The organism is Cardiobacterium sp. (assembly GCF_057314735.1).
The window spans coordinates 1-21,263 of sequence record NZ_DBHKZK010000033.1; the positions used below are offsets into that span (position 1 = coordinate 1).

Sequence of the window (21,263 nt, forward strand, 5' to 3'; positions counted from 1 at the left end):
TGCGCGGCTATGGCTCTTTCTCTCATGGCTTGGGGGTATGGCATGGTCAGGCTCCAGGGAAATGGATGATTGTATAGAATTTAGAGAGGATTGCTATATTTATTGCAAGGAAATGCCAGCAAAGCGGATATCGTCGAGGCGCGCTTTTGGCTGGAACAGGCGGCCATGCAGGGCATTGCCGACGCAGCGGAATATTTGCAGAAATGGGAAGCATCGTCTGCGGCAAAAAAGACTGAATAATTATGGGATTGGAATCATTGACCGCTTTAAGTGGATGGAATATGGCAATCCACACCAAACAGCAAATGTAGTCCGGGCATTTATGGTCAACATTCGCAATGCCAACATACGGCTTCGCCACTGCCAAAAAAACCGCCAAATGTTGGCGGTTCTTTTGGACCGGTCTGGAACCGGTCTGCACGGATGGCAGTCGCCAAGCGGTGGCGCGGGCAATCCGTCGCTGTTTTTGCGCGGGTTACAGGGTTAATGTCCTCCGCAACCGCAGCCTTTTTCCCAGTTTTTCTTTTTCGTGGTTTTGCCGATGCCGGGGTTGAGGCTGTTGGTCGGGTCTTGCGCGCGGTAGAAGTTGGCAAGTGCTTCTTTCGCCGGATAGAGGTGGCCGACGTTGTGCTCCGCCGGGTATTCGGCGCCTTTGCCGTCCAGATACGCGAGCAGCGCGTGTTTGACCGCCGCCGCGTCGCTGCCGGGTTTTAAGACGTAGTCCTGGTGCATGACGTGGCAGAAGAAGTGGCCGTAGTAGAGTTTGGCGGCGATGTGCGCGTCGATTTCGGCGGGCAGGCGCTCGAACCAGTCGTGTTCGTTGCGGCGCAGCGCGATGTCCAACGCCAGCAGGTCGCCGACTGCGTTGCCTTTGACGGCGTGGTAGCGGTTGGCGGCGCCGGCGGCGGCGAAGCGGTGCAGGGTCGCCTGCGCGCCTTCTTTGGCGGTGCAGCTATGGTAGGCGCCATCGTGCGGGTGGCTGGCGAAGTATTGTTTGAGGTAGGCGTCGGCTTCGTCCACGCCGCCGTCTGCCATTTTCAGGATGAGGTGGTGTTCGTACTGGTCGCGCATTTGTTTCATGAACGGCGGCAGGTGCGTCGGCAGGGCGTCGGTCGCGCATTGGCTCAGGCGGTCAGAGAGGTTTTTGATGCGCAGTTTTTCGCCAAGGCGGTCAATGCGGTTTTTCCAGCGGAAGAAGGCCGGGATGTGTTTGCTGCCGAGGCGGTCGATGACGAGGTAGGTGTCGCGGCCGTAGCGTTCGGCGATGTCGTAGCAGTCGCGGTGCATATATTCGCCGGAGACGGGCAGGTTTTTGAAATGTTTGAGGATGTGGCGGCGCAGTTCGGTCAGGGTGTCGGGGTCGTGCGCGCCGATGTAGTAGGTTTGTTGGCGTTCGGGTTTGGCGAAGGTATCGACGCGCACCGCGAAGACGATGAGCCGTCCCGCCGAGCCGGAGGCTTCAAACAGGCGGCGGCCATCGTTGTTGTAACGCGAGGGGGTGTCGGCGTCGATGTCGCGCACGCGCTCCTGGTATTCGTGGTCGGAGGTTTGGCCGCTGGCGGGGGCGATGTCGGCATCGCTGTAATCGCCGCGTTCGATGCGGTTGAGCAGGTTTTCCGGGTGCTGGCCGAGGTTGATGCCGAGGTGGTTGACGAGCTCAAGCGTGCCGTGTTCGTTGATGCGGGCGTAGAGCGCCATTTCGGTGTAGGCGGGGCCGCGCTGGATGAGCGCGCCGCCGGAGTTGTTGCAGATGCCGCCGATGATGGAGGCGCCGATGCAGCTTGAGCCGATGACGCTGTGCGGTTCGCGGCCTATGGCGGCGAGGGCGTCTTCGAGTTCGTAGAGGGTCGCGCCGGGCAGGGCGATGGCTTGCGCGCCGTCTTCAATGAGGCGGATGCCTTTCAGGCGGCGGGCGCTGATGAGGACGACGGGGCGGTCGTAGTCGCCGTAGGGGACGGAGCCGCCGGTGAGGCCGGTGTTGCTCGCCTGCATGATGATGATGAGGTCGTGCGCGACGCAGGTTTCGGCGACTTGCCACAGCTCGTAGAGGGTGCCGGGCTGGACGACGGCGAGGACATCGCCTTCGCCGTAGCGGAAGCCTTTGCGGTAGGGCGCGGTTTTTGCGGGTTTGGTAAGGAGGTGGCGGCGGCCAACGATGGCGGCGAGTTCGTCCAGGGCGGGGTGGTTTTGGCTCATGGCGGGTTTCCTTGTGGTGGTGAATGGTTGCGCGGTTTACATACACCTTGAGCGCTCAGGTGTATGTACGTGGGGATGGGGGGAACGCATGGCATTGGCGAAGATGACCAGTAACCCCACCCCGGCCCTCCCCCACAGGGGAGGGAGATTTCAATGAAGGGGATTGGCGTCAGAGATCATCATCCCCCGCCGCCTCAATCATCGGGGTTTTGCGCGAGGCCTTGTTGTCCTGGCGCTGGTGTTCGAGGCGGGCGAGGTAGGCGTCGTCGATGTCGCCGGTGATGTAGCAGCCGTTGAAGACGGAGCAGTCAAAGTCTTCCGGCAGGCTGTGTTTGCTGCCCGCGCAGGCGTCTATCAGGTCGGGCAGGGTCTGGTAAATGACGCGGTCGGCGCCAATCGCGGCGGCGACGTCCGCTTCTTCGCGACGGAAGGCGATGAGCTCTTCGTGGGTCGGCATATCAATGCCGTAAACGTTGGGGAAGCGCACCGGCGGCGCGGCGCTGGCGAAATAGACTTTTTTCGCGCCCGCGTCGCGTGCCATCTGGATGATTTGTCCGCTGGTGGTGCCGCGCACGATGGAGTCGTCCACCAGCAGCACGTTTTTGCCGCGAAATTCGAGGGTCATCGCGTTCAGCTTTTGCCGCACCGATTTTTTCCGCTGTTTTTGGCCGGGCATGATGAAGGTACGGCCAATGTAGCGGTTTTTGACGAAGCCTTCGCGGTATTTGACACCGAGCCGCGCCGCGAGCTCTATCGCCGAGCTGCGGCTGGTGTCGGGGATGGGGATGACGACGTCGATGTCGTGCTCCGGCCAGTCGCGCAGGATGCTTTCCGCCAGTTTTTCGCCCATGCGCAGCCGGGCTTTATAGACGTTGATGCCGTCGATGGTGGAGTCGGGGCGGGCGAAGTAAACGTACTCAAAGATGCACGGCACGCGGCGCGGGTGTTCGACGCATTGGCGGTGATGCACCGTGCCGTCTTTGGTGATGATGAGTGCTTCGCCCGGCTCAAGGTCGCGCACGATGGTGAACCCTTGCGATTCCAGCGCGACAGACTCGCTGGCAATCATGTATTCATGTCCGCCGTCTTCGCTGTCGCGCACGCCGTAGATAATCGGGCGGATGGCAAACGGGTCGCGGAAGGCGACGAGGCCGTAGCCGCTAATCATCGCGACCACGGCATAGGCGCCGCGCACGCGGCGGTGGGTGGCGGCGACGGCGTTGAAGATGACTTCCGGCGTGGGCCGCAGTTGCTGCTGCCGCTGGATTTCGTGGGCGAAGACGTTGAGCAACGCTTCGGAATCGGAGTGGGTGTTGATGTGGCGCAGGTCGCTCTCGTAAATGGCGCGGATGAGCTCGTCGGTATTGGTGAGATTGCCGTTGTGGGCGAGGGCGATGCCGTAGGGCGAGTTCACATAGAGCGGCTGCGCTTCGGCGGCGCTCGAAGTGCCGGCGGTCGGGTAGCGCACATGGCCGATGCCGTAATTGCCGACAAGGCGCTGCATCTCGCGCTCGCTGAAAACATCGCGCACGAGACCGTTGTCCTTGTGCAGGAAAAAGCGCCCGTCCGCGTCGCAGGTGGCAATACCGGCGGCGTCCTGGCCGCGATGTTGCAAGACGGTCAGCGCGTCATACAGCGCCTGGTTTACAAAGGATTTGCCCACAATGCCCACAATGCCGCACATACCTGAACTCCCGGAGAAATGAGGCGCGGATTATACGCCCGCCCCGCCGCCTTTTGCCGGGAATTGCTACACTGTCGCCGCCCGTCCCGCCATAAGGAAATGCCATGCCCCGCCTCATTACCGCCCTTGCACTCGCCCTCGCCGCAGCCAGCCCCGCTGTACCCGCCCGACTGTGGCTTGCCGCCGAACACCTCACCGCCGCCATCGCCCGCGAACCGGCAGACACCCTGCCGCCGTTGCCGCAGACCGCCGTCGCCCGTGCCACCCTTGCCGACCGCGCCGCCGCCACCCTCGCCGCGATGCGCTACTGGCAGCCGCGCGCCGCAGCAGGCGACACCGACACCCCATACCGCCTCGGCCAGTACCACAGCCGACAAGGCGACCACCAAACCGCGCAAGCGTGGTTTCGGAAAGCCGCCGCCCAGGGCGATCCGCGCGCCTACATCGCACTTGCCCTGTACCGCCTTGCGCCGCTACAAAAAATCAACGATGGCGAATACCTCGACATCCTTGCCGAAGAATACGACGCCGCCTCCGCCTGGCTGGAACTGGCCATCCGCACCAACTGCAGCGCCGTTGCCGAATACTGGCGCGGCTGCATCAACCACAAGCGCGACCCGGACGCGGACAGCGCCGGCGCCTACTGGTACGCCGCCGCCGCACAGAACTACCTCCCGGCCATGCTCAACCTCCAGCGCTACGACGACCCCTACTGGCTCACCCGCGCCATCCGCACCGAGCCGCAGCACCTGCTGCTGCGCCGCGAACTCCGGCAACTTGCCGACCCCGGACAAAACACCACCCTCTCCACCGGTCCCGCTTGCTACCGGTTCGACACCGACAACCTCCTCGCCTACGTCCTGACCGAAGCCGACCAATGGCCGGAAAAACCGCCACAGCAGCAATGCCGCGCGGACATCCCCGCAGACGACAGCGACGATACCCCCGCCATCACCGCCACCGACACCTGGCAAAACACCTACACCGCCGCCATCCGCGGCGACACCGCCGCCCAATACCGCCTCGGCCAAACCTACGCGCGCGGCGACGGCGTCCGCCCCGACCCCGACGAAACGCGCAAATGGCACAGTAAAGCCGCCGCGCAACAGCTGCCGGACGCCCAAACCGCCCTTGCCATCCTCGCCTGGCAAAGCGGCGACACCGACAGCGCGCGGGAAAACCTCAACCGTGCCGCTGCCGCCAACCACCCCGACGCCCGCTACTGGCTTGGCCAACTCGCCCACGCCCAGGGCGACGAAACCGCCGCCACCGCCCACTGGCAACGCGCCGCCGCACAAAACCACGCGGGGCGATGCGCGAACTCGGCAACCAGCAGGCACGGCGGGGCGACCAGCAAAACGCCCGCGACTGGTGGCAGCGCGCCGCCGAAACCCGTCCGCGCCTGGTACAGCAAAGCCGCCAGACAAGAACACGCCCGCGCGCAAACCGCGCTCGGCCTGCTCGCCCAACACGGACAACAAAAACCCTACACCGTCTCTGACGAGGCGCGCTACTGGTGGGAAAAAGCCGCCGCACAAGGCGAAACCAACGCACAAAACTGGCTCGGCCAAATCGCCGCCAAAGCCAAAAACGACCGCCTCGCCCAGGACTGGTACCGCCGCGCCGCCGCTGGCGGTAACAACATCGCCATGCGCCACCTCGCCGACAGCTACCGCGACCGCTACAGCGACGCCGACCACAGCGCCGCCCTCGGCCAATACTGGCAAACACAAGCCGTACAGGGACACCACCCCGACCCGGAAACCCTGTACTGGTTGGGCGCACGCGACCGCAACTCCGGTTCCTACGCCGCCCCCGCGACGCCCAAAAAAAACCGGGAAAGGGCGCTGATCCAACAGGCAAGCGACCTGGGCTCCGGCCGCGCCTCGGACGACCTTGCCAGCGACTTCCGCCACGGCTACCACCGCCAACCCCCAAACGAAACCCTGGCGGATTACTACGAGCTGAAAACCGAAAACCAGGGCTTCCCCTTCATCCCCGGCGAACTTGAACCCGCCCGCTTCCTCTTTGACCGATACGACTGGCTGCACGCCAAACAACGCAGCGGCCTGCCGGCGCTACAACAAAACCTGCGCGCGCTGTGGCATTACTGAATCGTGATGCGTAGGGTATGTGGCGGCGCAGCCGACACGCACGCGGTGAAAAACGGGAAACGCGTGCCTGCCTGCGGCACACATCCTACGAGCCGGTTTACGACTTGCTGACGGTTTCTCGCCACCGTCGCAAAAACGTCGCATCACCCGGATGGTGCGCCGAGGCGCACCCTATGGCGGATTTTGGGCGTAGGGGTGGCGGCGCAGCGTGCGTAGGGTGGGGCTTGCCCCACCGCCGCACAACCATGCCGGGTGCAGTCTATGGCGGGTTTGGGCGTTGTTTACCATTCGGCGGATAAAACCCTCTCTCTTGCTTCGCAAGCCATAATCGCTCATTCCCCCAACCTGCCCCCGCAGGGCAAAGCCCGCAGCGAGCGGGTTGAGTTGCCGCAGGAGCGGCTTTTGCCAAACGCGGGCAAAACAAAACCCGCCTTGCGGCGGGTTTTGGCGAGTGTGTGTCGTTATTCGTATTGGGGTGTGTGCCGGTTTATTTTTCCAGCAGCGCGCGCAGCATCCACGCGGCTTTTTCGTGGGTTTGCATACGGTTGGTGAGCAGATCTGCGGTGGCTTCGTCGTTGGCTTCATCGACTGCCGGGAAGAGGGTGCGGCAGGTGCGTACCACGGTTTCCTGGCCTTCGACCAGTTCGCGGATCATGGTCAGCGCGTCCGGCTTGCCGGTGTTTTCCTTGATTTCGGTCAGCGCGGCAAATTCGCTGTAGGAGCCCGGTGCCGGGAAGCCCAGCGCGCGGATGCGTTCGGCGATTTCATCGACAGCGGTCGCCAGCTCGGTGTACTGCTCTTCAAACATCAGGTGCAGGGTGCGGAACATCGGCCCTTCGACGTTCCAGTGGAATTTGTGGGTCTTGAGGTAGAGGGTGTAGCTGTCGGCCAGGACTTTGGCGAGGCCTTCGGCGATGGTTTTGCGCTGGGCTTCGGTGATGCCAATGTTAATGCTCATGGTGTTTTCTCCGGTTGGTTATGGAACTTTCAGCGACGCGCCTGGTACAGAACTCTGTTTGCATCGCCTCTCTTTCAACGGCGCGCATTGTAGCGCGTTATTCGTTTTTGTCAATCGAAAAGAAGTTTTTGATTGGTTTTATTTGGCTGTTGAGCATGATGCTGCTTTGCAGTTTGTTCTGGTACACCGGGTAGCTGCCGGGGCGCTGGCTGTAGAAGTCGTGTTCGCGCAGGTAGCTGTAGGAGACGAGCAATAGTGTCGGCAGCAGGGTCAGGACGGTCGCGCGCCAGAGGATGCGGCCGGCGAGCGGGATGTGGTCGCGCAAAAAGGCGCGGTAGAGCCAGAGGAAGCCGGCGAAGCCGAGGATGGTCGCCCAGGTGTCGGCGCTGGTGCTGCTGGTCTGGAAGCCGTACCAGTCGGCGGCGGCGGAGAGGAGGTCGCCGAGCGCGCTGTAGGCGCTGACGAGGCCGAGCACGGGCAGGATGAGGTAGCGCCGTGCCAGCGGCTGAATCATGGTGTGGGTGATCCAGGCGAGGCCGAGGAGGATGATGATGGTGGTGATGAGGCGGTTGTAATCGACGATGTAGCTTTGCGGGCTGTCGAGGTAGCCTTGCCACATGGTGAGGAAGATGGCGGCGATGAACCACGCGGCAACGGCGGCCGGGTGGGTGAACAGCGGCCACCAGCGCCGCTGTTTGTGCGCCAGCGGCATCGGTTTGGCCGGGTCAAGCCAGATTTTCAGGGTGGCGGTGCCGATTTGCAGCAGGGTGTTGGCGGCGAGCGGGCGGGTGGTGTGGATGCGTTCGCCGTTGGCGTGGCTTTGTTCAAGGCTGCGGATGGTCAGCCCCTGTGCGCCCTGTTCGATGACGGCGTGGTAGTCGGCGACAAAGGGCGCCTTGACGATGATGTCGTTGTCTTTGGCGCGGCCAATGCGCACCGGGTAGGTGTGGACGCGGTAGATGTTGTCCTGGTTTTCGACGGTCAGTTCTGTTGCCATGTGATTTGTTCCAGTATGTGTGCCATGACGCGCTTGCCGAGGTTTTCCTGGATGCCGGTGAGCATCAGGGTGATGGTGAAGCCTTGTTGTTTTTCACCGATTTGCGCGGCGATGAGGTAGAGGTCAGAGACGGCTTCGTCGCCCTTGATGAATTTTTTCGAGGGCTGGGTGCAGTAGGTGGTTTTGAAGGGTTTGCCGCCGATGCTGACGAAGTCCGCCTTGCAGTTGAAGTCGCCGTAGTCGCGGCTGCTGCGGTGTTCGGTCGGCAGGCGGTATTCCTGGCTGTAGAGGTGGTAGAAGCGCGAGGTGAGCATCGGCTCGCGCGCGTAGAAGTTGCTGTAGATGAAGCCCATCACGCCAATCTGGATGTCGCGGCTGATGTAGGTGGTGCGGTCGGACTGGCAGACGACGGATTCGCTGACGGCGAGGTCTTCCAGTTGGGCTTCGGGCGAGACGTCCCAGCAGCGCAGGTCGCCGCCGATTTCGGTCGGCACTTTGAAGTGGCCGATGGTGGCGGTCTTCCATTTGCCGCTGAAAAACGGCGTGTAGTATTTGTCGTTGTCGGCAAAGAGCTGGTCGGCGATGGATTCGTTGATGTTGACCGCGCCGCCTTCCGCCTGTTTGAGCAGGTCGGCGAGGTGGCTCGCAGGGACGAGGAAGCCGATGTCGTTGCCCTGGCTTTCGACGTTGATGCCGACGACTTCGCCGCCCTTGTTCACCGTCGGCCCGCCGCTCATGCCGCTGTTAATCGCGCCGGAGAAGAGGATGCGCGAGCGCGCGCTTTTTTGCAGGATGCCGTTGTTGATGCCATCGACGATGATGAAGCCCAAATCGCCGGGGTTGCCCAGCGCGTAGAGCGCTTCGCCCTGTTCGGGGATGCCGCCGAGCAGTTTGAAGGGTTTGCCGAGGTCGTGGTCGGCGGCGACGATGGCGAGGTCATGCACCACGTCCACCGCGAGCAGGCGCAGTTTGCCTTCGCGGTCGTCGGTGCTGATGTACTCGATTTCGTGCTTTTCCTTGTTTACCGCGTCGGCGATGACGTGGTAGTTGGTGGCAATCATCTTGCCGTCGCCGATGACGAAACCGGAGCCGATGCTGGTTTTCTGACCCGTAGCGGTGTTGATGGTGCGCACCTGATAGATGCTCGGTTTATAAGAGGAAAAGAGCGCATTGACCGAGAACGGCACCGCTGCCGTCTCGCCTTTTTCATTCTGCGCGGGCAGTACCGGCTGGGCAAAGGCGCTGCCCGCAAGCAGCGCGCCGAGGAGGAGCAGCTTTCTCATGCGATGACCACCTTGACAATGCGGCGTTTGCCCGCCTGTACGATACCGCTGAAACCGCGTGCCAGCTTGAAATCGCGGCTTTCGACCCGTTCGCCGTCAATCTTGACCGCGCCGCCATCGACCATGCGCAACCCTTCCGACGTGCTGCTAACCAGTCCTGCCGCCTTCAGCACCTGGCCGATGCCAAGTTCGCCGTCGGGGGCGTCAATGCGGATTTCCTCAAGGTCTTCCGGGATTTCATTCTTGGCGAAGCGATTGACAAACGCCTCCTGCGCCGCTGCCGCCGCCGCCTCATCATGGAAACGGGCGACCAGCTCGCGCGCCAGCTCAAACTTCACATCGCGCGGATTGCGTCCGGCGGCGACTTCCGCTTGCAATGCCTCAATCTCCGCCATCGAGCGGAACGAAAGCAGGGTGAACCAGCGCCACATCAGCTCGTCCGATACCGACATAATCTTGCCGAACATATCATTGGGCGCGTCAAAAATGCCGACATAATTGCCGAGCGACTTGCTCATCTTCTGCACGCCGTCGAGGCCTTCCAGAATCGGCATGGTAATAATCGCCTGCGGCGACTGGCCGTACTCGCGCTGCAAATCGCGGCCCACCAGCAGATTAAACTTCTGGTCGGTGCCGCCCAGCTCCACATCCGCCTCCATCGCGACAGAATCATAGCCTTGGGTCAGCGGATACAAAAACTCATGCACCGCAATCGGCCGCCCCTCGGTGTAGCGCTTGTGGAAATCATCGCGCTCCAGAATGCGCGCCACCGTGTACTTGGCGGCAAGGCGAATCACATCCGCTGCCTGCATCGGCTCCATCCAGCTTGAATTAAAGAGAATCTCCGTCTTCGCCGGGTCAAGAATCTTGAACACCTGCTCCTTGTACGTCTCCGCATTGGCCAGCACCTGCTCGGTGGACAGCGGCGGACGGGTCGCGCTCTTGCCGGAAGGATCGCCGATGCGTGCGGTGAAATCGCCAATCAAAAACAGCACCTGATGCCCGGCATCCTGAAACTGGCGCAACTTGTTCAGCACCACCGTATGACCAAAATGCAAATCCGGCGCGGTCGGATCCATGCCGAGCTTGACCCGCAGCTTCTTGCCTGCGGCGAGCTTTTCGCGCAAATCCTCCGCGCCGACAAAATCCACCGCACCACGGCCAAACAGCGCCAACTGCTCATCCACGACCATAAAAACCTCCGAAAAAAGCTAAAATGCGCGCCAAACGCGCGCCAAAGGAACAAAAATGCCACCAGAACTGCATAACGACCGCACCCAACGACGCCTCTTGCCGTGGATAGCCCTCATCGGCTTCCTCGGTGTCGCCCTGTACGCCCTCTTGCCAGCGGACTTCTGGTTGCCCGAATACAAGAGCGCGCATCATACCGTAACCCCGCCCGAAGCCCTAACCACCGACGACTTTGCAGACGACGACTACGAAGACGAACCCGCCCCACCACCGTCCCCACAGCCGCCCTCGCCGTCGCCCAAAGAAATACCCGGCCCGCCCACGAGCGCCAAACCACCGGCGAAAACCGCCGGCAATGGCCGCTTCATCAAACACTACCAAACCTGGCGGCTTTCCGGCGACTACTGGTACCACCTGCAAAAAAGCGGCTTCAACCCGACCCTGGTCGCCCAGCTTGAGCCACTGCAACACCGCCTCGAAGACGGCGCGCTGACCCACATCGACCTCTACTACGCCGACTACGAAAAAGACGGCAAAATCGACCCGAAAAACAGCAAAATCATCGCTTTGCGCCTCAATACCCGGAGCGGCAGCAACACCTGGTACGCCCGCCACGAAAACAAAAACACCTGGTACTACGACCACGACGGCAACGCGCCCGAGGCGATGATGGACCGCATCCCGCTCACCAGCTACGACCACATCACCTCGCCCTTTGACCCGATGCGCGTCCACCCCATCACCCGCATCATCCGCCCGCACGAAGGCACCGACTTCAAGGCCGCCTACGGCAGCGCGGTACACGCCACCGGCGACGGCATCGTCCGCTTCTCCGGCTGGCAGGGTGGCTATGGCCGCGTCGTCATCATCGACCATCCGAACGGCTACCAGACCCGCTACGCCCACCTCTCCGCCGCGCAAGTGGAAACCGGCGACAGCGTCAAACGCGGCCAGACCATCGGCAACTTGGGCAACAGCGGCCGCTCCACCGGCAGCCACCTGCACTACGAAGTGCGCATAGACGACATCCCGCACGACCCGATGACCGTCAGCCTGCCGAGCACGCGCCCGCTGGCGGCCAACAACAAGGACGCCTGGCGCTACCGCTGCGACCAGTTTGACCAGGAAATGAACCGGCTGGCGGGGAACAGCCCATAACGCCCCGGCAGGATGTGGATAACCCGGTGGACAACTCGCGCGTTTTGCCAAAAAACGCAATATTCACCGCCGTTTGCGCCGCGTGGTGCGGGACGGGTGTCGCGACAAAAACATAGCAAAAACATCGGGATAAAAGAGCCTGCGGTAAACAAAGCGCTTTTTCCGCTTGCAATCCCGACTGCCGCGCCAGCGCTGGATTTGTGGATAACGCGCCCGCGCAACGATGACTGCCGACCAATACCACCACCGCGATTTATCCCCAAAATTTGTGGACAACATTGGGACTGACGACGTTGGCGAGAAAAAATCGCAAGGATGACTCAGGATTGCGCACGTACCACGGACGAAAAACCACTGCTGCATTGCTGCGCACATTACCCCGGCGCATGACCAGCGCGGACCATATAGCCATACTTTTCAGTGCATTTCATAAAAAAACCGCCGTGGTCAGCGGCGGTTTTTTATGGACGGAATCCGTCAGCGGCGGCAGCGGGTGAAGTCGTGGCTTTCGCGGTCTTCGAGGATGAGTTGGCGCGCATTGACGAAGATGATGTTGGAGGCGACGGTCTGTTGCGGTTTGCTGTTGACGTCGCGTGCGATGTTTTCCGCCGCCGGGCGCAGTTGCGCCGCGGTTTTGCCGGAGGTGACGAAGCGCGGCTTGATGGTCTCAATCAGCAGGCGGTCGCCGATTTGTTGCCAACTGCCGTCCGAGGCGTAGTCAAAGTAGAGGCGCAGGGTCGGGTTGGTCTTGCTGTGGATGCGCACTTCAACTTTGCCCTCGCCGTGCAGGCTGCCGTCTTCTTTGTGCTGCCAGTGGGTTTTGTCGATGAAGATCAGGTAGTTGTTGCCGTATTGTTGGTAGCTGACGGTCTGGCAGCGCCAGTTGCCGCTGACGCTGGCAGTCGGCGCGGCCAAGGCGCCGCTGGCGAGGAGCAGGAGGGTGAGCAGGTGTTTTTTCATCTGGTTCTCGTGTTTCTTTAACGGATGGTAATTATATCGGCTTTACCGGGGGTTGTTGCAGGTATTTTTCCACGGCCAGCAGTGGTGCGGCGGGGTTTGCGAGCGGGTCGTACTGGCTGATGGCAAGTTCGCGGCCGAGGCGGTTGTTCATCCAGGTGATTTGTCGTTTGGCCAGTTGGCGGCTGGCGATGATGGCCTGTTCGATGGCGGTGGCGCGGTCGCAGGCGCCGTCCAGGTATTGCCAGATTTGACGATAGCCGACGCTGCGCATGGATGGTGCGGCGAGGCTGAGTTGCGGGCGGGTTTTCAGCGCCGCTACTTCGTCTATGAGGCCTTGTGCAATCATTGCGTGGAAGCGCTCGCCAATGCGTTGGTGTAGCACGGCGCGTGCCGGGTTGAGGCCGATGGCGAGTGTCGGCCACGGCGGGCGGCGGGTTTGTTGCGCGGCGTAGAGCGCGCTCGGCGGCTGGCCGGTGGTGGCAAGCAGTTCGAGCGCGCGCACCAGGCGCTGGCGGTCGTTCGGCTGGATGGTGGCGGCGCTTTGCAGATCGACGCGGGCGAGTTCGGCGTGCAGCGCGGCGCTGCCAACGGTGGCGAGGCGCGCCTCGATGCGGGCGCGGTTTTCCGGGTCGGCGGGTGGCAGGTCGTCCAGCCCGGTGTAGAGGGTGTGGTAGTAGAGCATGGTGCCGCCGACCAGCAGCGGGATTTGGCCGCGTGCGTGTGCGGCGGCGATTTCGCGGCGGGCGTCGGCGGCGAAGCGCCCGGCGGAGTAAGCCTCTTCCGGCTCAAGGATGTCTATCAGCGCGTGCGGGTAGCGGGCGAGGGTGGCGGCGTCCGGCTTGGCGCTGCCGATGTTCATGCCACGGTAGATTTGCGCGGAATCGACGCTGATGAGGTGAACGGGGTAGCGGTCGGCGAGGGCGAAGGCGAGCGCGGTTTTGCCGGAGGCGGTCGGACCGATGAGGCAGATAACGGGTTGCACGCTGGGTTCTCCTGGATTGCGGGCGGTTATTGTCGCCCCCGGCGCTGTCCGCCACAAATTTTTAACGGTTTGTTACGTTTTCTTATATGATTTTTCCGCTGCGACGGGTTTGCGTGCCACGCCGGCAGCAGGATGCAGGCGTCCGCGCCTGTTGCAATCCTTTTGATGGGAGTGATAACTCGATGATTCATTTAATTGTTGCCTGCCACGGGCGGTTTGCCGAGGAGCTCGTCAATTCCGCCGCGATGGTGTTTGGCGAGGCTGAAGGCGTGCACGCGGTGACGTTCATGCCCGGCGAGGGGCCGGAGGACTTGATCCGCAAGTACGAGGCGATTATGACGGAGGCGGGTATCAGCGATGATGTGCTGTTTCTTGTCGATTTGTTCGGCGGCAGTCCGTATAACGCCGCCATCCGCGTCGCCGCGCCGACTGCGCGCGCCGATGTGCTTTCCGGGGTGAATTTGCCGATGTTGCTGGAGCTGCTTGACAGCCGCGACGAGAAAAGCACCGTCGCCGATTTGGTCAAGCGCGCTTTTACCGCCTCAATGGAGGGGACGAAGGCGTTTCGCAATGCGCTGCCGTCTGCCGCCGCCCCCGCTGCCGCGCCTGCCGCAGCCGCCGCACCGGTGGCCGACCGCCGCGCCGGCCGCCCCACTTCCGGCCATATGCAGATTCCGCTGTTGCGCATTGACAGCCGCCTCATTCACGGTCAGGTCGCCACTTCCTGGGCGAAGGCGGTCAAATGCGACGCGATTTTTGCCATCAGCGACGAGGTTGCCAATGACCCGCTGCGCAGCAAGCTGCTGCTTCAGGTCGCGCCCGCGCATTTGCAGTCGTATGTGATTACCGTCGATAAGGCGATCAAGGTCTGGCACAACCCGATGTACGCCGACCGCAAGGTGCTGTGGCTGGTGACGAAACCGGGCGACATCGTCCGGCTGATTGAGGGCGGTGTGGACATCAAGCAGGTGAACGTCGGCGGCATGACCCACCGCGAAGGCTGCAAGCTGATCAGTCAGGCGGTCGCGGTCGATGCCGATGATGTCGCCGCCTTCAGGCGGTTGAACGAAATGGGCGTGAAGATGACGCTGCAACAACTCGCCACTTCGCCCGCCGAAGATGTGATGCCGAAGCTGGCAAACATTCAATTCTAAGGAGACAGAGATGGAAATTTTTTGGGTAACCCTGGTCGGGCTCATCTGCGGCATGGGCTCGGTGCTTGATGAACGGCAGACGCACCGCCCGCTGGTCGCCTGTACTTTGATTGGCCTCGCCCTCGGCGATTTGAAAACCGGCGTCATGGTCGGCGGCACGCTGGAACTGCTGGCGCTGGGCTGGATGAACGTCGGCGCGGCAATGGCGCCGGATGCGGCACTCGCCAGCGTCATCACCGCCATTCTTGTCATCAAGGGCGGGCAGAATCCGCAGGAAAGTATCGCCATCGCCGTGTCCGTGGCGATTGCCGGGCAGGTGCTGACCATCTTCGTGCGCACCATTGCCGTTTTCTTCCAGCATCAGGCGGACAATTTCGCCAAAGAGGCAAATTTCCGGGGGATTGAGCTTTGCCACTTCGGCGCGCTGCTGTTGCAAGGCTTGCGTGTCGCCATCCCGGCAGCGATTGTCGTCGCCACCGCCGAGGCGAGCAGCGTGCAGGATTTCCTCAAGCAGATTCCGGTGGAAGTCGCCGAAGGGCTGCGCATCGCCGGTAACGTCGTCGTCGTCGTCGGTTACGCGATGGTGATTAACATGATGAGTGCCCGCGCGCTGATGCCGTTCTTCTTCCTCGGCTTCGTTATCGCCGTCTTCTCCGGCTACAACCTCATCGGCCTCGGCATCATCGGTACCGTGCTGGCCATCGTTTACGTACAACTCAGCCCGCGCTTCAACAAGGGCGCAGGCGGCAACGCCCCCGCCACGCGGCAAGCCCCGCTCGCCGATGACGAACTCGAAGGACTATAAAGGAGCAACCCCATGAGCGAAAAAGCAAAAAAACTGACCAAAGGCGACCTGCGCAGCATGTACTGGCGCTCCACCTTCCTCCTTGGCTCGTTCAACTTCGAGCGGATGCAGTCGATGGGCTTCTGCGTCACCATGATGCCCGCCATCCGCCGCCTCTACAGCAAAAAGGAAGACCAGGCGGCCGCGCTGAAGCGCCACCTCGAATTCTTCAATACCCAGCCGTGGATTGGCTCTGCCATCATGGGCGTGACGGCGGCGATGGAAGAAGAACGCGCCAACGGTGCGCCGATTGACGACGGCGCCATCAGCGGCGTCAAAGTCGGGCTGATGGGGCCGCTGGCCGGCGTCGGCGACCCGATTTACTGGGGCACGGCGCGCATCATCCTCGCCGCTCTCGGCGCATCGCTGGCACTGGAAAACGGCAACATCCTGGGGCCGATACTCTTCTTCGTCGGCATCAACCTCATCCGCGTCATCACCCGCTGGTACAGCATGCAATACGGCTACCAGAAAGGCACCGAAATCGTGCAGGACATGGAAGGCGGCCAGTTGCAAAAACTGACCACCGGCGCCTCCATCCTCGGCCTCTTCGTCATGGGCGGACTGGTGGCGCGCTGGGCGAGCCTGAAAATCCCGCTGGAAATCGCGCGCTATAAAAACCAGGCGGGCGAAGAAGTCGTCACCACCGTGCAGTCGGTACTGGACGACCTGCTGCCCAACCTGGTGCCGCTGCTGCTCACCTTCCTTTGTATGTACCTGCTGAAGAAGAAAGTCAGCGCCATTGCCATCATCCTGGTGATGTTCGTCGCCGGCGTCGGCGGACGCTACGCGGGCATCTTCGGGCTGTAAAACGGCACCGCACCTCAACACCGCCCGCCGCCGTGCGGGCGGTTTCCTTGTACGCATCCGGAAATACCCGATGAACCTTGACTCGAACGGCTGGCTAGATGCCGCCCGCCGCCGCCCCAGCCCGCATCACAACGACCGCCCCGACCCGGACGACATCAGCCTGCTCGTCATCCACAACATCAGCCTGCCGCCCGGTGTTCATGGCGACCGCTACATCAACGCCCTTTTTGACGGTACCTTGCCCGCATTGCGGCACGAACACCCCTATCTTGATGCCATTGCCGGGCTACGCGTCGCCGCCCATTTCCTCATCCTGCGCGACGGCAGCATTACCCAATATGTGCCGACCATTGCGCGCGCCTGGCACGCGGGCGTCTCCCGCTATCAGGGCCGGGAAAACTGCAACGATTTCAGCATTGGCATTGAGCTGAACGGCAGCGACCATGCGCCCTACACCCTGCGCCAGTATCAGGCACTTGCCGCCCTTAGCCGCGCCATCATCGCCCGCCACCCGCGCATCACCCCGGCGCGCATTACCGGCCACAGCGACATCGCCCCCGACCGCAAAACCGACCCCGGCCCGGCATTTAACTGGCATTACTACCGCACCCTGCTCACTGCCAAACAACCATAAAAAACGGAGCGTCCAGGCGCTCCGTTTCTTATAGCGAACATGGCGGTTAATCATCCCGCTGCTTTGACAAAACCTTGCCGCTGCGCGCGTCAATTTTTATCTCGTATTCATGTCCGCTGGCATCGCGCACTTCCGCATCAAAATGATCGCCACGGCGATCGTGATCAAATTCCAAATCCGTCACGACACCACCTTTCACCGCACGGGCGGCAATACTCGCCGCCTTTTCATAACTGATGAACTGGCGACGGTGCTGCTGATAATAATCGCGGTCGTCATCGGCATGGGCGGGCGAAATGGCGAAGACAAAGGCGGCGACAAAAGTGGCGCTCATTACGGATAACAGGGCTTTGCTCATGGAAACTCCGGGGTCAAAAGAAAAATATGGCGGTCAACGGCCAATTGCCGCATTGTAGGCAGAAACATTTAGGCGAGCATTAGCGCCTCGCCCCAAAAGGCGGACATAAAAAAATCGGGCATAAAGCCCGAAATCTTTTTAACTGGAGAAAAATGGTCGGGGAGACAGGATTTGAACCTGCGACCTCTTCGTCCCGAACGAAGCGCGCTACCAGACTGCGCTACACCCCGATAAGAGAGCGCGGATTATACACGCCTGTTGCCGCTTTGCAAGACGCGCACGCAAAGCCATCGGCAAAAGGCAGAAAAAGCGCGTACTGGCAGGCATTTACCGGCAAAAACTGTCGTAAAAACGATACTTGACCCTGTAGGGGCGAATCGCTATTTTGTGCGCCCTTTCCCCCCTGCGGAGTGCAAAGATGCAGACAGCGTTACGGTACGGATTCCTCGCTCTGGGCATATTGCTGCTCGGCGCCTGCGGTTCCGCGCCCCCCTACCAATACGAAAACAACGACACCCTCGCGCTGGAATCCATCAGTACCGATGGCAACGCCGTGGAAGACCTCTACGAATATCCGCAACTGACCAGCATGGAAGACGATGGCGGCATGGACGCACCGCCGGAACCCGGAAGCTACTACGAACCGCCGCCCGCGCCCCGCGTCGCCATTGACGAAGACTTCTCCCCCGCCTGGCAAAGCGACGACATCAGCGTCATGCGCGACAACGGCGGCCGCGCGCCACGTCCGCAAGTGAGTGCCGCCGCCTACAGTGGCAGCATCGAAGGCGGCAGCGACATCACCGCCACCGCCCAGGCCTACCTGAACGCGCTTTACCGTGGCGATGGCGAAACCGCCTGGCGTTACGCCTTCGTCCCCTACAACCCGCGACAAAGCTGGTGGGACGAGCGCACCGCCAAAGGCGCGTTGCTGATGAAAGCGGGCAGCAACGAATACTTCGCCGGCGAGAAACAGGGCGTGCGCCAAATCCAGATTGCGCCGCAAAGCGTGCGCCAGCAGGGCAACGACGCCAGCCTCGACGCCCGCGTCATCTACGGCAACGGCACCAGCCATGACCTCAACCTCAAAATGACCAACCAGGGGGGCAAATGGCTCGTACCGCAAGAATAATCGCGCTGCTTTTGACCGCGCTGCTTGCTGCCTGCGCCAGCGCACCGCCGACCGAAGACGAACTGGCAGTCGGCGCCAAGGCCGAAAAATTCATGCAGTCGCTGATAAAAAACGAAAAAGGACTGGAAAAACAGACCATCGCCGACATCGCCTTCCTTGACGGCAACACCGCCAACAGCAAAGAAGGACAAAAACGGCTACGCAAGGCAGTGCAAATGATGGGGCAATACCTGCGCCAGACCTTCAGCGAGGCGGGCATTGACAGCAACAAGGCCGTCTTCACCGCCAAAAAAATGCAGTCCAGCGAAATCAACGACGTCGATCAAGTGCTGGTAGTGCTGCACGCCTACGAACCGGACAGCAGCCGCGTCGTCAATGGCACCGCGCTGATTACCCGCTGGCGCAAAACCGACAATGGCTGGAAACTGGACATGAATCCCTATCTCGACAATTTCCGCAGCAGCCGCAAATAAACATAAAAAACGCGGCATTCCATTACCAGCAAAATAATGATGGCGCTGCGGAAATAAATCCCAAAAAAACGCCCGTTGCCGGGCGTTTTTCAATTCCTGCAAGAAAGACTTAATCCTCCTCCTCCTCCGCTTCTTCCCTTTTATTGCGAATGCTGCGGTAAATGGCAAAGAGCACAACGGCACCAAGCACCAGTTTGCCACCAATGCGGTCCCAAAAAGGAATCTTGGGTTCATCATTATCCCAACTGGTATCCAGCGACAGCGCTTTAGACAGCTCCAGCAGATTCTCCTTGCTAATATCCGAATAGCGCTTGTCGTCGATATAGCCACAATAATGCTCGTTGTAATTCCAGACAGGCACAAAAAGAATCTGAAGCTGCTTGTAGCAATAGCCGACATCCATCGGTACTTGTTCCGCTCCGACGAGGAAGGGAAATTCATCGGGCAGGTCATGCACTTTGACCGAAGTTTCCGCCGTGCCGTAAATCATCGGAATACCGGCATAGGCGTGTGGCGCAACCGCGGCGGCGGAGAGGGCGCAAACCAGGGCGATTTTTTTCATGGTGTTTCCTTAACAAGTGGAAGAGTGGCAAATTATAGCCTGATATTCCTGCCATTTCTGCAAACACCATCACCGCATTGCAATGCGTTCGCATTTGCGGGCATTGCGCTACCCTGTTACAATCCACGCCGGTTTTCATAACCGTAGCAATCCCTTAACCACGGAGTTTCCTGATGAAAAAAACGCTAATCGCCTCCCTCCTCGCCGTCGCCTCCCTCGCTCAGGCGCACGAACTCTGGGTCAACGTTCCCGCCAAAGCCGCCGCTGACGAAGTGCTGAAAGCCGAAATGGGTTACGGCCACGAATTTCCCGCCGCCGAGCCGATTGCCGCCGATCGCCTGCACATTTTCAAACCGCTGCAAATCACCGCCCTGGACGGCAAGGCAGAGGACATGAACCAGCAGGGCGAAAACTATCAGTATGTTTCCAAAGATAAAATCGGCAAGGGCGTGTACTGGGTTAGCGCCATCTACCAGCCAACATTCTGGTCAAAAAATGACAGCGGCTGGAAACAGCAAAGCCTGAAAGAAATGCCTGATGCCAGCACCTGCCAGCAGGCGCAAATGTTCGGCAAGGCGCTGGTGGTTGTCGGCGATAAAAAAGTGGATGCTGCCGCCGTGGGCAAACCGCTCGGCCTGGGACTGGAAATCGTGCCGCTCGCCGACCCGACGCAAATCAAGGCCGATGCGCTGTTCCCGCTGCAAGTCTATTACGACGGCAAACCGCTAGCGGGCGCGACCGTCATCGCCACCTCCGACACCTTCGCCGAAAAAGACCTGGACGCGCTGCACGACGAACGCGAGCCGCAGGCGTTTTCCATCAAGACCGACAAAGAGGGCAAGGCCAACCTCATCCCGCTCATCGAAGGCCTGTGGAAAGTCAAAGTCAGCCACAAGGCACCGTTTGAAGACAAGGCGACCTGCATGGAGCACAGCCTCTCCAGCACGCTGGTACTGCCGATTGGCGAAAAACGCGCCGCGCCGCACGAACACCACGAAGGCCATCACCACCACTAAGCGCGTCCCGCACGAAAACGCCCGCTTCATGCGGGCGTTTTTAATGATGGGCGTGTCAAAAAGGGCGGCGACGGATGATGAAGCCGTTCGTAGGGTGGGGCTTGCCCCACCGCTGACATCACCCGGATGGTGCGCCGAGGCGCACCCTATGGCAGGCTTTGCGTGTAGAGCGTGGCGGCGCAGCCGACACGCACGCGGGGAAAAAACGGGAAACGCGTGTCTGCGGCACCCCCTACAGCCGCTGTGCTGCTTGCCGGGCTTTCTCTCCTATCCTGCGTTTTGGGATGATTGGTATCAAAAAGGGCGGCGACGGATGATGAAGCCGTTATCCAGCGCTTCAAAGCCAATTTTCGGGTAATAGTCCATCGCGTTTGCCGCCGCGAGCAGGATTAGCGCGACGTCCGCGCCGATTTGCGCTTGCAGGTGCGCAACCAGCGTTTTGCCGATGCCCTGCCGTTGGTGGGAAGCATCCACGGCGAGGTCGGAAAGGTAGCAGGCGTAGGCGTAATCGGTGAGCGCACGGGCGACGCCGACGAGGCGCTCGCCGTCCCATGCCGTCCATAAAATATCCGCTTCATCCAGCATCGTTTGCAGGCGCGGCAGGTCGGCGGTGGGGCGGTGAATGCCGGAGCGGTTCAGCACATCGGCAAATTGTGCGGCGGTGAGGGATTGTTGGTTGGTGTAGTGAATCATAGGGTGTTTCCGGTTGTGGTCAGCGGCGGGCGGGAAAGGGCTTGGAACCTGTTTGGCGTCTGCGGGT

General features: G+C 61.1%; 21 protein-coding genes and 1 tRNA gene. 10 read left to right on the forward strand and 12 right to left on the reverse strand.

Translation table 11 applies throughout. The annotated features are described in order from the left end of the window. On the forward strand, window positions 1–487 hold a 487-nt coding region (locus ACO54Z_RS03670; RefSeq protein ID WP_485995804.1), incomplete at its 5' end, for a hypothetical protein. On the opposite strand, the gene dld is transcribed toward ACO54Z_RS03670, so the two are convergent. Both dld and purF read right to left on the reverse strand, forming a co-directional pair. After that, window positions 484–2,196 carry a D-lactate dehydrogenase gene (gene dld, locus ACO54Z_RS03675; protein WP_485995805.1) on the reverse strand — a complete coding sequence of 571 codons (1,713 nt, stop codon included), beginning with the start codon at window positions 2,194–2,196 and terminating at the stop codon, window positions 484–486. The two genes, ACO54Z_RS03670 and dld, sit on opposite strands and share 4 nt — an antisense overlap. Window positions 2,197–2,365: 169 nt before the next feature. Beyond that, window positions 2,366–3,880: an amidophosphoribosyltransferase gene (purF, locus tag ACO54Z_RS03680; protein WP_485995806.1), complete on the reverse strand. Its 1,515-nt coding sequence runs from the start codon at window positions 3,878–3,880 to the stop codon at window positions 2,366–2,368. 104 nt (window positions 3,881–3,984) lie between these two features. On the opposite strand from purF, the gene ACO54Z_RS03685 reads away from it, so the two are divergent. Further along, window positions 3,985–5,994, forward strand: coding sequence for a tetratricopeptide repeat protein (locus ACO54Z_RS03685; protein ID WP_485995807.1), 2,010 nt, complete (start codon window positions 3,985–3,987; stop codon window positions 5,992–5,994). Window positions 5,995–6,481: 487 nt separating this feature from the next. On the opposite strand, the gene ACO54Z_RS03690 is transcribed toward ACO54Z_RS03685, so the two are convergent. From ACO54Z_RS03690 to tyrS, 4 genes are all read right to left on the reverse strand, one after another. Further along, on the reverse strand, window positions 6,482–6,952 hold the full coding sequence (locus ACO54Z_RS03690; protein WP_298080167.1) for a Dps family protein: 471 nt from the start codon (window positions 6,950–6,952) through the stop codon (window positions 6,482–6,484). Between the two features lie 97 nt (window positions 6,953–7,049). Continuing rightward, on the reverse strand, window positions 7,050–7,949 hold the full coding sequence (locus tag ACO54Z_RS03695) for an FHA domain-containing protein (protein ID WP_485995808.1): 900 nt from the start codon (window positions 7,947–7,949) through the stop codon (window positions 7,050–7,052). Beyond that, window positions 7,934–9,232, reverse strand: a complete 1,299-nt coding sequence (locus ACO54Z_RS03700; RefSeq protein ID WP_485995809.1) for a S1 family peptidase — start codon at window positions 9,230–9,232, stop codon at window positions 7,934–7,936. The genes ACO54Z_RS03695 and ACO54Z_RS03700 overlap by 16 nt, the downstream gene beginning before the upstream one ends. Beyond that, on the reverse strand, window positions 9,229–10,425 hold the full coding sequence (tyrS, locus tag ACO54Z_RS03705) for a tyrosine--tRNA ligase (RefSeq protein ID WP_485995810.1): 1,197 nt from the start codon (window positions 10,423–10,425) through the stop codon (window positions 9,229–9,231). Before tyrS ends, ACO54Z_RS03700 begins: the two co-directional genes overlap by 4 nt. 55 nt (window positions 10,426–10,480) lie before the next feature. Here tyrS and ACO54Z_RS03710 point away from each other — a divergent pair, with 55 nt between their 5' ends. Then, a complete protein-coding gene (locus ACO54Z_RS03710; protein WP_485995811.1) occupies window positions 10,481–11,581 on the forward strand; it encodes a M23 family metallopeptidase in 1,101 nt (366 codons plus the stop codon). A 477-nt stretch (window positions 11,582–12,058) separates the two neighbouring features. Here the strand turns inward: ACO54Z_RS03710 and ACO54Z_RS03715 are convergent, their stop codons facing one another. Together ACO54Z_RS03715 and miaA are read right to left on the reverse strand one after the other, a co-directional pair. Next, on the reverse strand, window positions 12,059–12,541 hold the full coding sequence (locus ACO54Z_RS03715; protein WP_485995812.1) for a hypothetical protein: 483 nt from the start codon (window positions 12,539–12,541) through the stop codon (window positions 12,059–12,061). A gap of 31 nt (window positions 12,542–12,572) precedes the next feature. Then, window positions 12,573–13,523 carry a tRNA (adenosine(37)-N6)-dimethylallyltransferase MiaA gene (gene miaA, locus ACO54Z_RS03720; RefSeq protein ID WP_485995813.1) on the reverse strand — a complete coding sequence of 317 codons (951 nt, stop codon included), beginning with the start codon at window positions 13,521–13,523 and terminating at the stop codon, window positions 12,573–12,575. Window positions 13,524–13,705: 182 nt separating this feature from the next. Between miaA and ACO54Z_RS03725 the strand changes: the two genes are divergently transcribed. The 4 genes from ACO54Z_RS03725 (at window position 13,706) to ampD (ending at window position 16,965) form a co-directional block, all read left to right on the forward strand. Next, window positions 13,706–14,677: a mannose/fructose/sorbose PTS transporter subunit IIA gene (locus tag ACO54Z_RS03725; protein ID WP_485995814.1), complete on the forward strand. Its 972-nt coding sequence runs from the start codon at window positions 13,706–13,708 to the stop codon at window positions 14,675–14,677. Between the two features lie 10 nt (window positions 14,678–14,687). Then, window positions 14,688–15,482 (forward strand): PTS mannose/fructose/sorbose transporter subunit IIC, encoded by a 795-nt coding sequence (locus tag ACO54Z_RS03730; RefSeq protein ID WP_485995815.1) that lies wholly within the window; start codon window positions 14,688–14,690, stop codon window positions 15,480–15,482. 12 nt (window positions 15,483–15,494) lie between these two features. After that, entirely contained in the window at window positions 15,495–16,331 is an 837-nt protein-coding gene (locus tag ACO54Z_RS03735) for a PTS system mannose/fructose/sorbose family transporter subunit IID (RefSeq protein WP_485995816.1), read from the forward strand. A 70-nt stretch (window positions 16,332–16,401) separates the two neighbouring features. Beyond that, window positions 16,402–16,965, forward strand: a complete 564-nt coding sequence (gene ampD / locus ACO54Z_RS03740) for a 1,6-anhydro-N-acetylmuramyl-L-alanine amidase AmpD (RefSeq protein WP_485995817.1) — start codon at window positions 16,402–16,404, stop codon at window positions 16,963–16,965. Between the two features lie 46 nt (window positions 16,966–17,011). Here ampD and ACO54Z_RS03745 read toward each other — a convergent pair whose 3' ends face one another. After that, a complete protein-coding gene (locus ACO54Z_RS03745; RefSeq protein ID WP_485995818.1) occupies window positions 17,012–17,323 on the reverse strand; it encodes a PepSY domain-containing protein in 312 nt (103 codons plus the stop codon). 153 nt (window positions 17,324–17,476) lie between these two features. Next, a tRNA-Pro gene (locus tag ACO54Z_RS03750) sits at window positions 17,477–17,553 on the reverse strand. A gap of 188 nt (window positions 17,554–17,741) precedes the next feature. Here ACO54Z_RS03750 and ACO54Z_RS03755 point away from each other — a divergent pair. Together ACO54Z_RS03755 and ACO54Z_RS03760 are read left to right on the forward strand one after the other, a co-directional pair. Next, window positions 17,742–18,452 carry a hypothetical protein gene (locus ACO54Z_RS03755; RefSeq protein WP_485995819.1) on the forward strand — a complete coding sequence of 237 codons (711 nt, stop codon included), beginning with the start codon at window positions 17,742–17,744 and terminating at the stop codon, window positions 18,450–18,452. After that, entirely contained in the window at window positions 18,431–18,925 is a 495-nt protein-coding gene (locus ACO54Z_RS03760; protein ID WP_485995820.1) for a hypothetical protein, read from the forward strand. The genes ACO54Z_RS03755 and ACO54Z_RS03760 overlap by 22 nt, the downstream gene beginning before the upstream one ends. Window positions 18,926–19,034: 109 nt before the next feature. Here ACO54Z_RS03760 and ACO54Z_RS03765 read toward each other — a convergent pair whose 3' ends face one another. Beyond that, on the reverse strand, window positions 19,035–19,487 hold the full coding sequence (locus ACO54Z_RS03765) for a hypothetical protein (protein WP_485995821.1): 453 nt from the start codon (window positions 19,485–19,487) through the stop codon (window positions 19,035–19,037). Between the two features lie 173 nt (window positions 19,488–19,660). On the opposite strand from ACO54Z_RS03765, the gene ACO54Z_RS03770 reads away from it, so the two are divergent. Beyond that, window positions 19,661–20,503, forward strand: coding sequence for a DUF4198 domain-containing protein (locus ACO54Z_RS03770; protein WP_485995822.1), 843 nt, complete (start codon window positions 19,661–19,663; stop codon window positions 20,501–20,503). Window positions 20,504–20,797: 294 nt separating this feature from the next. On the opposite strand, the gene ACO54Z_RS03775 is transcribed toward ACO54Z_RS03770, so the two are convergent. Next, a complete protein-coding gene (locus tag ACO54Z_RS03775; protein WP_485995823.1) occupies window positions 20,798–21,196 on the reverse strand; it encodes a GNAT family N-acetyltransferase in 399 nt (132 codons plus the stop codon). Between the last annotated feature and the right edge of the window lie 67 nt (window positions 21,197–21,263).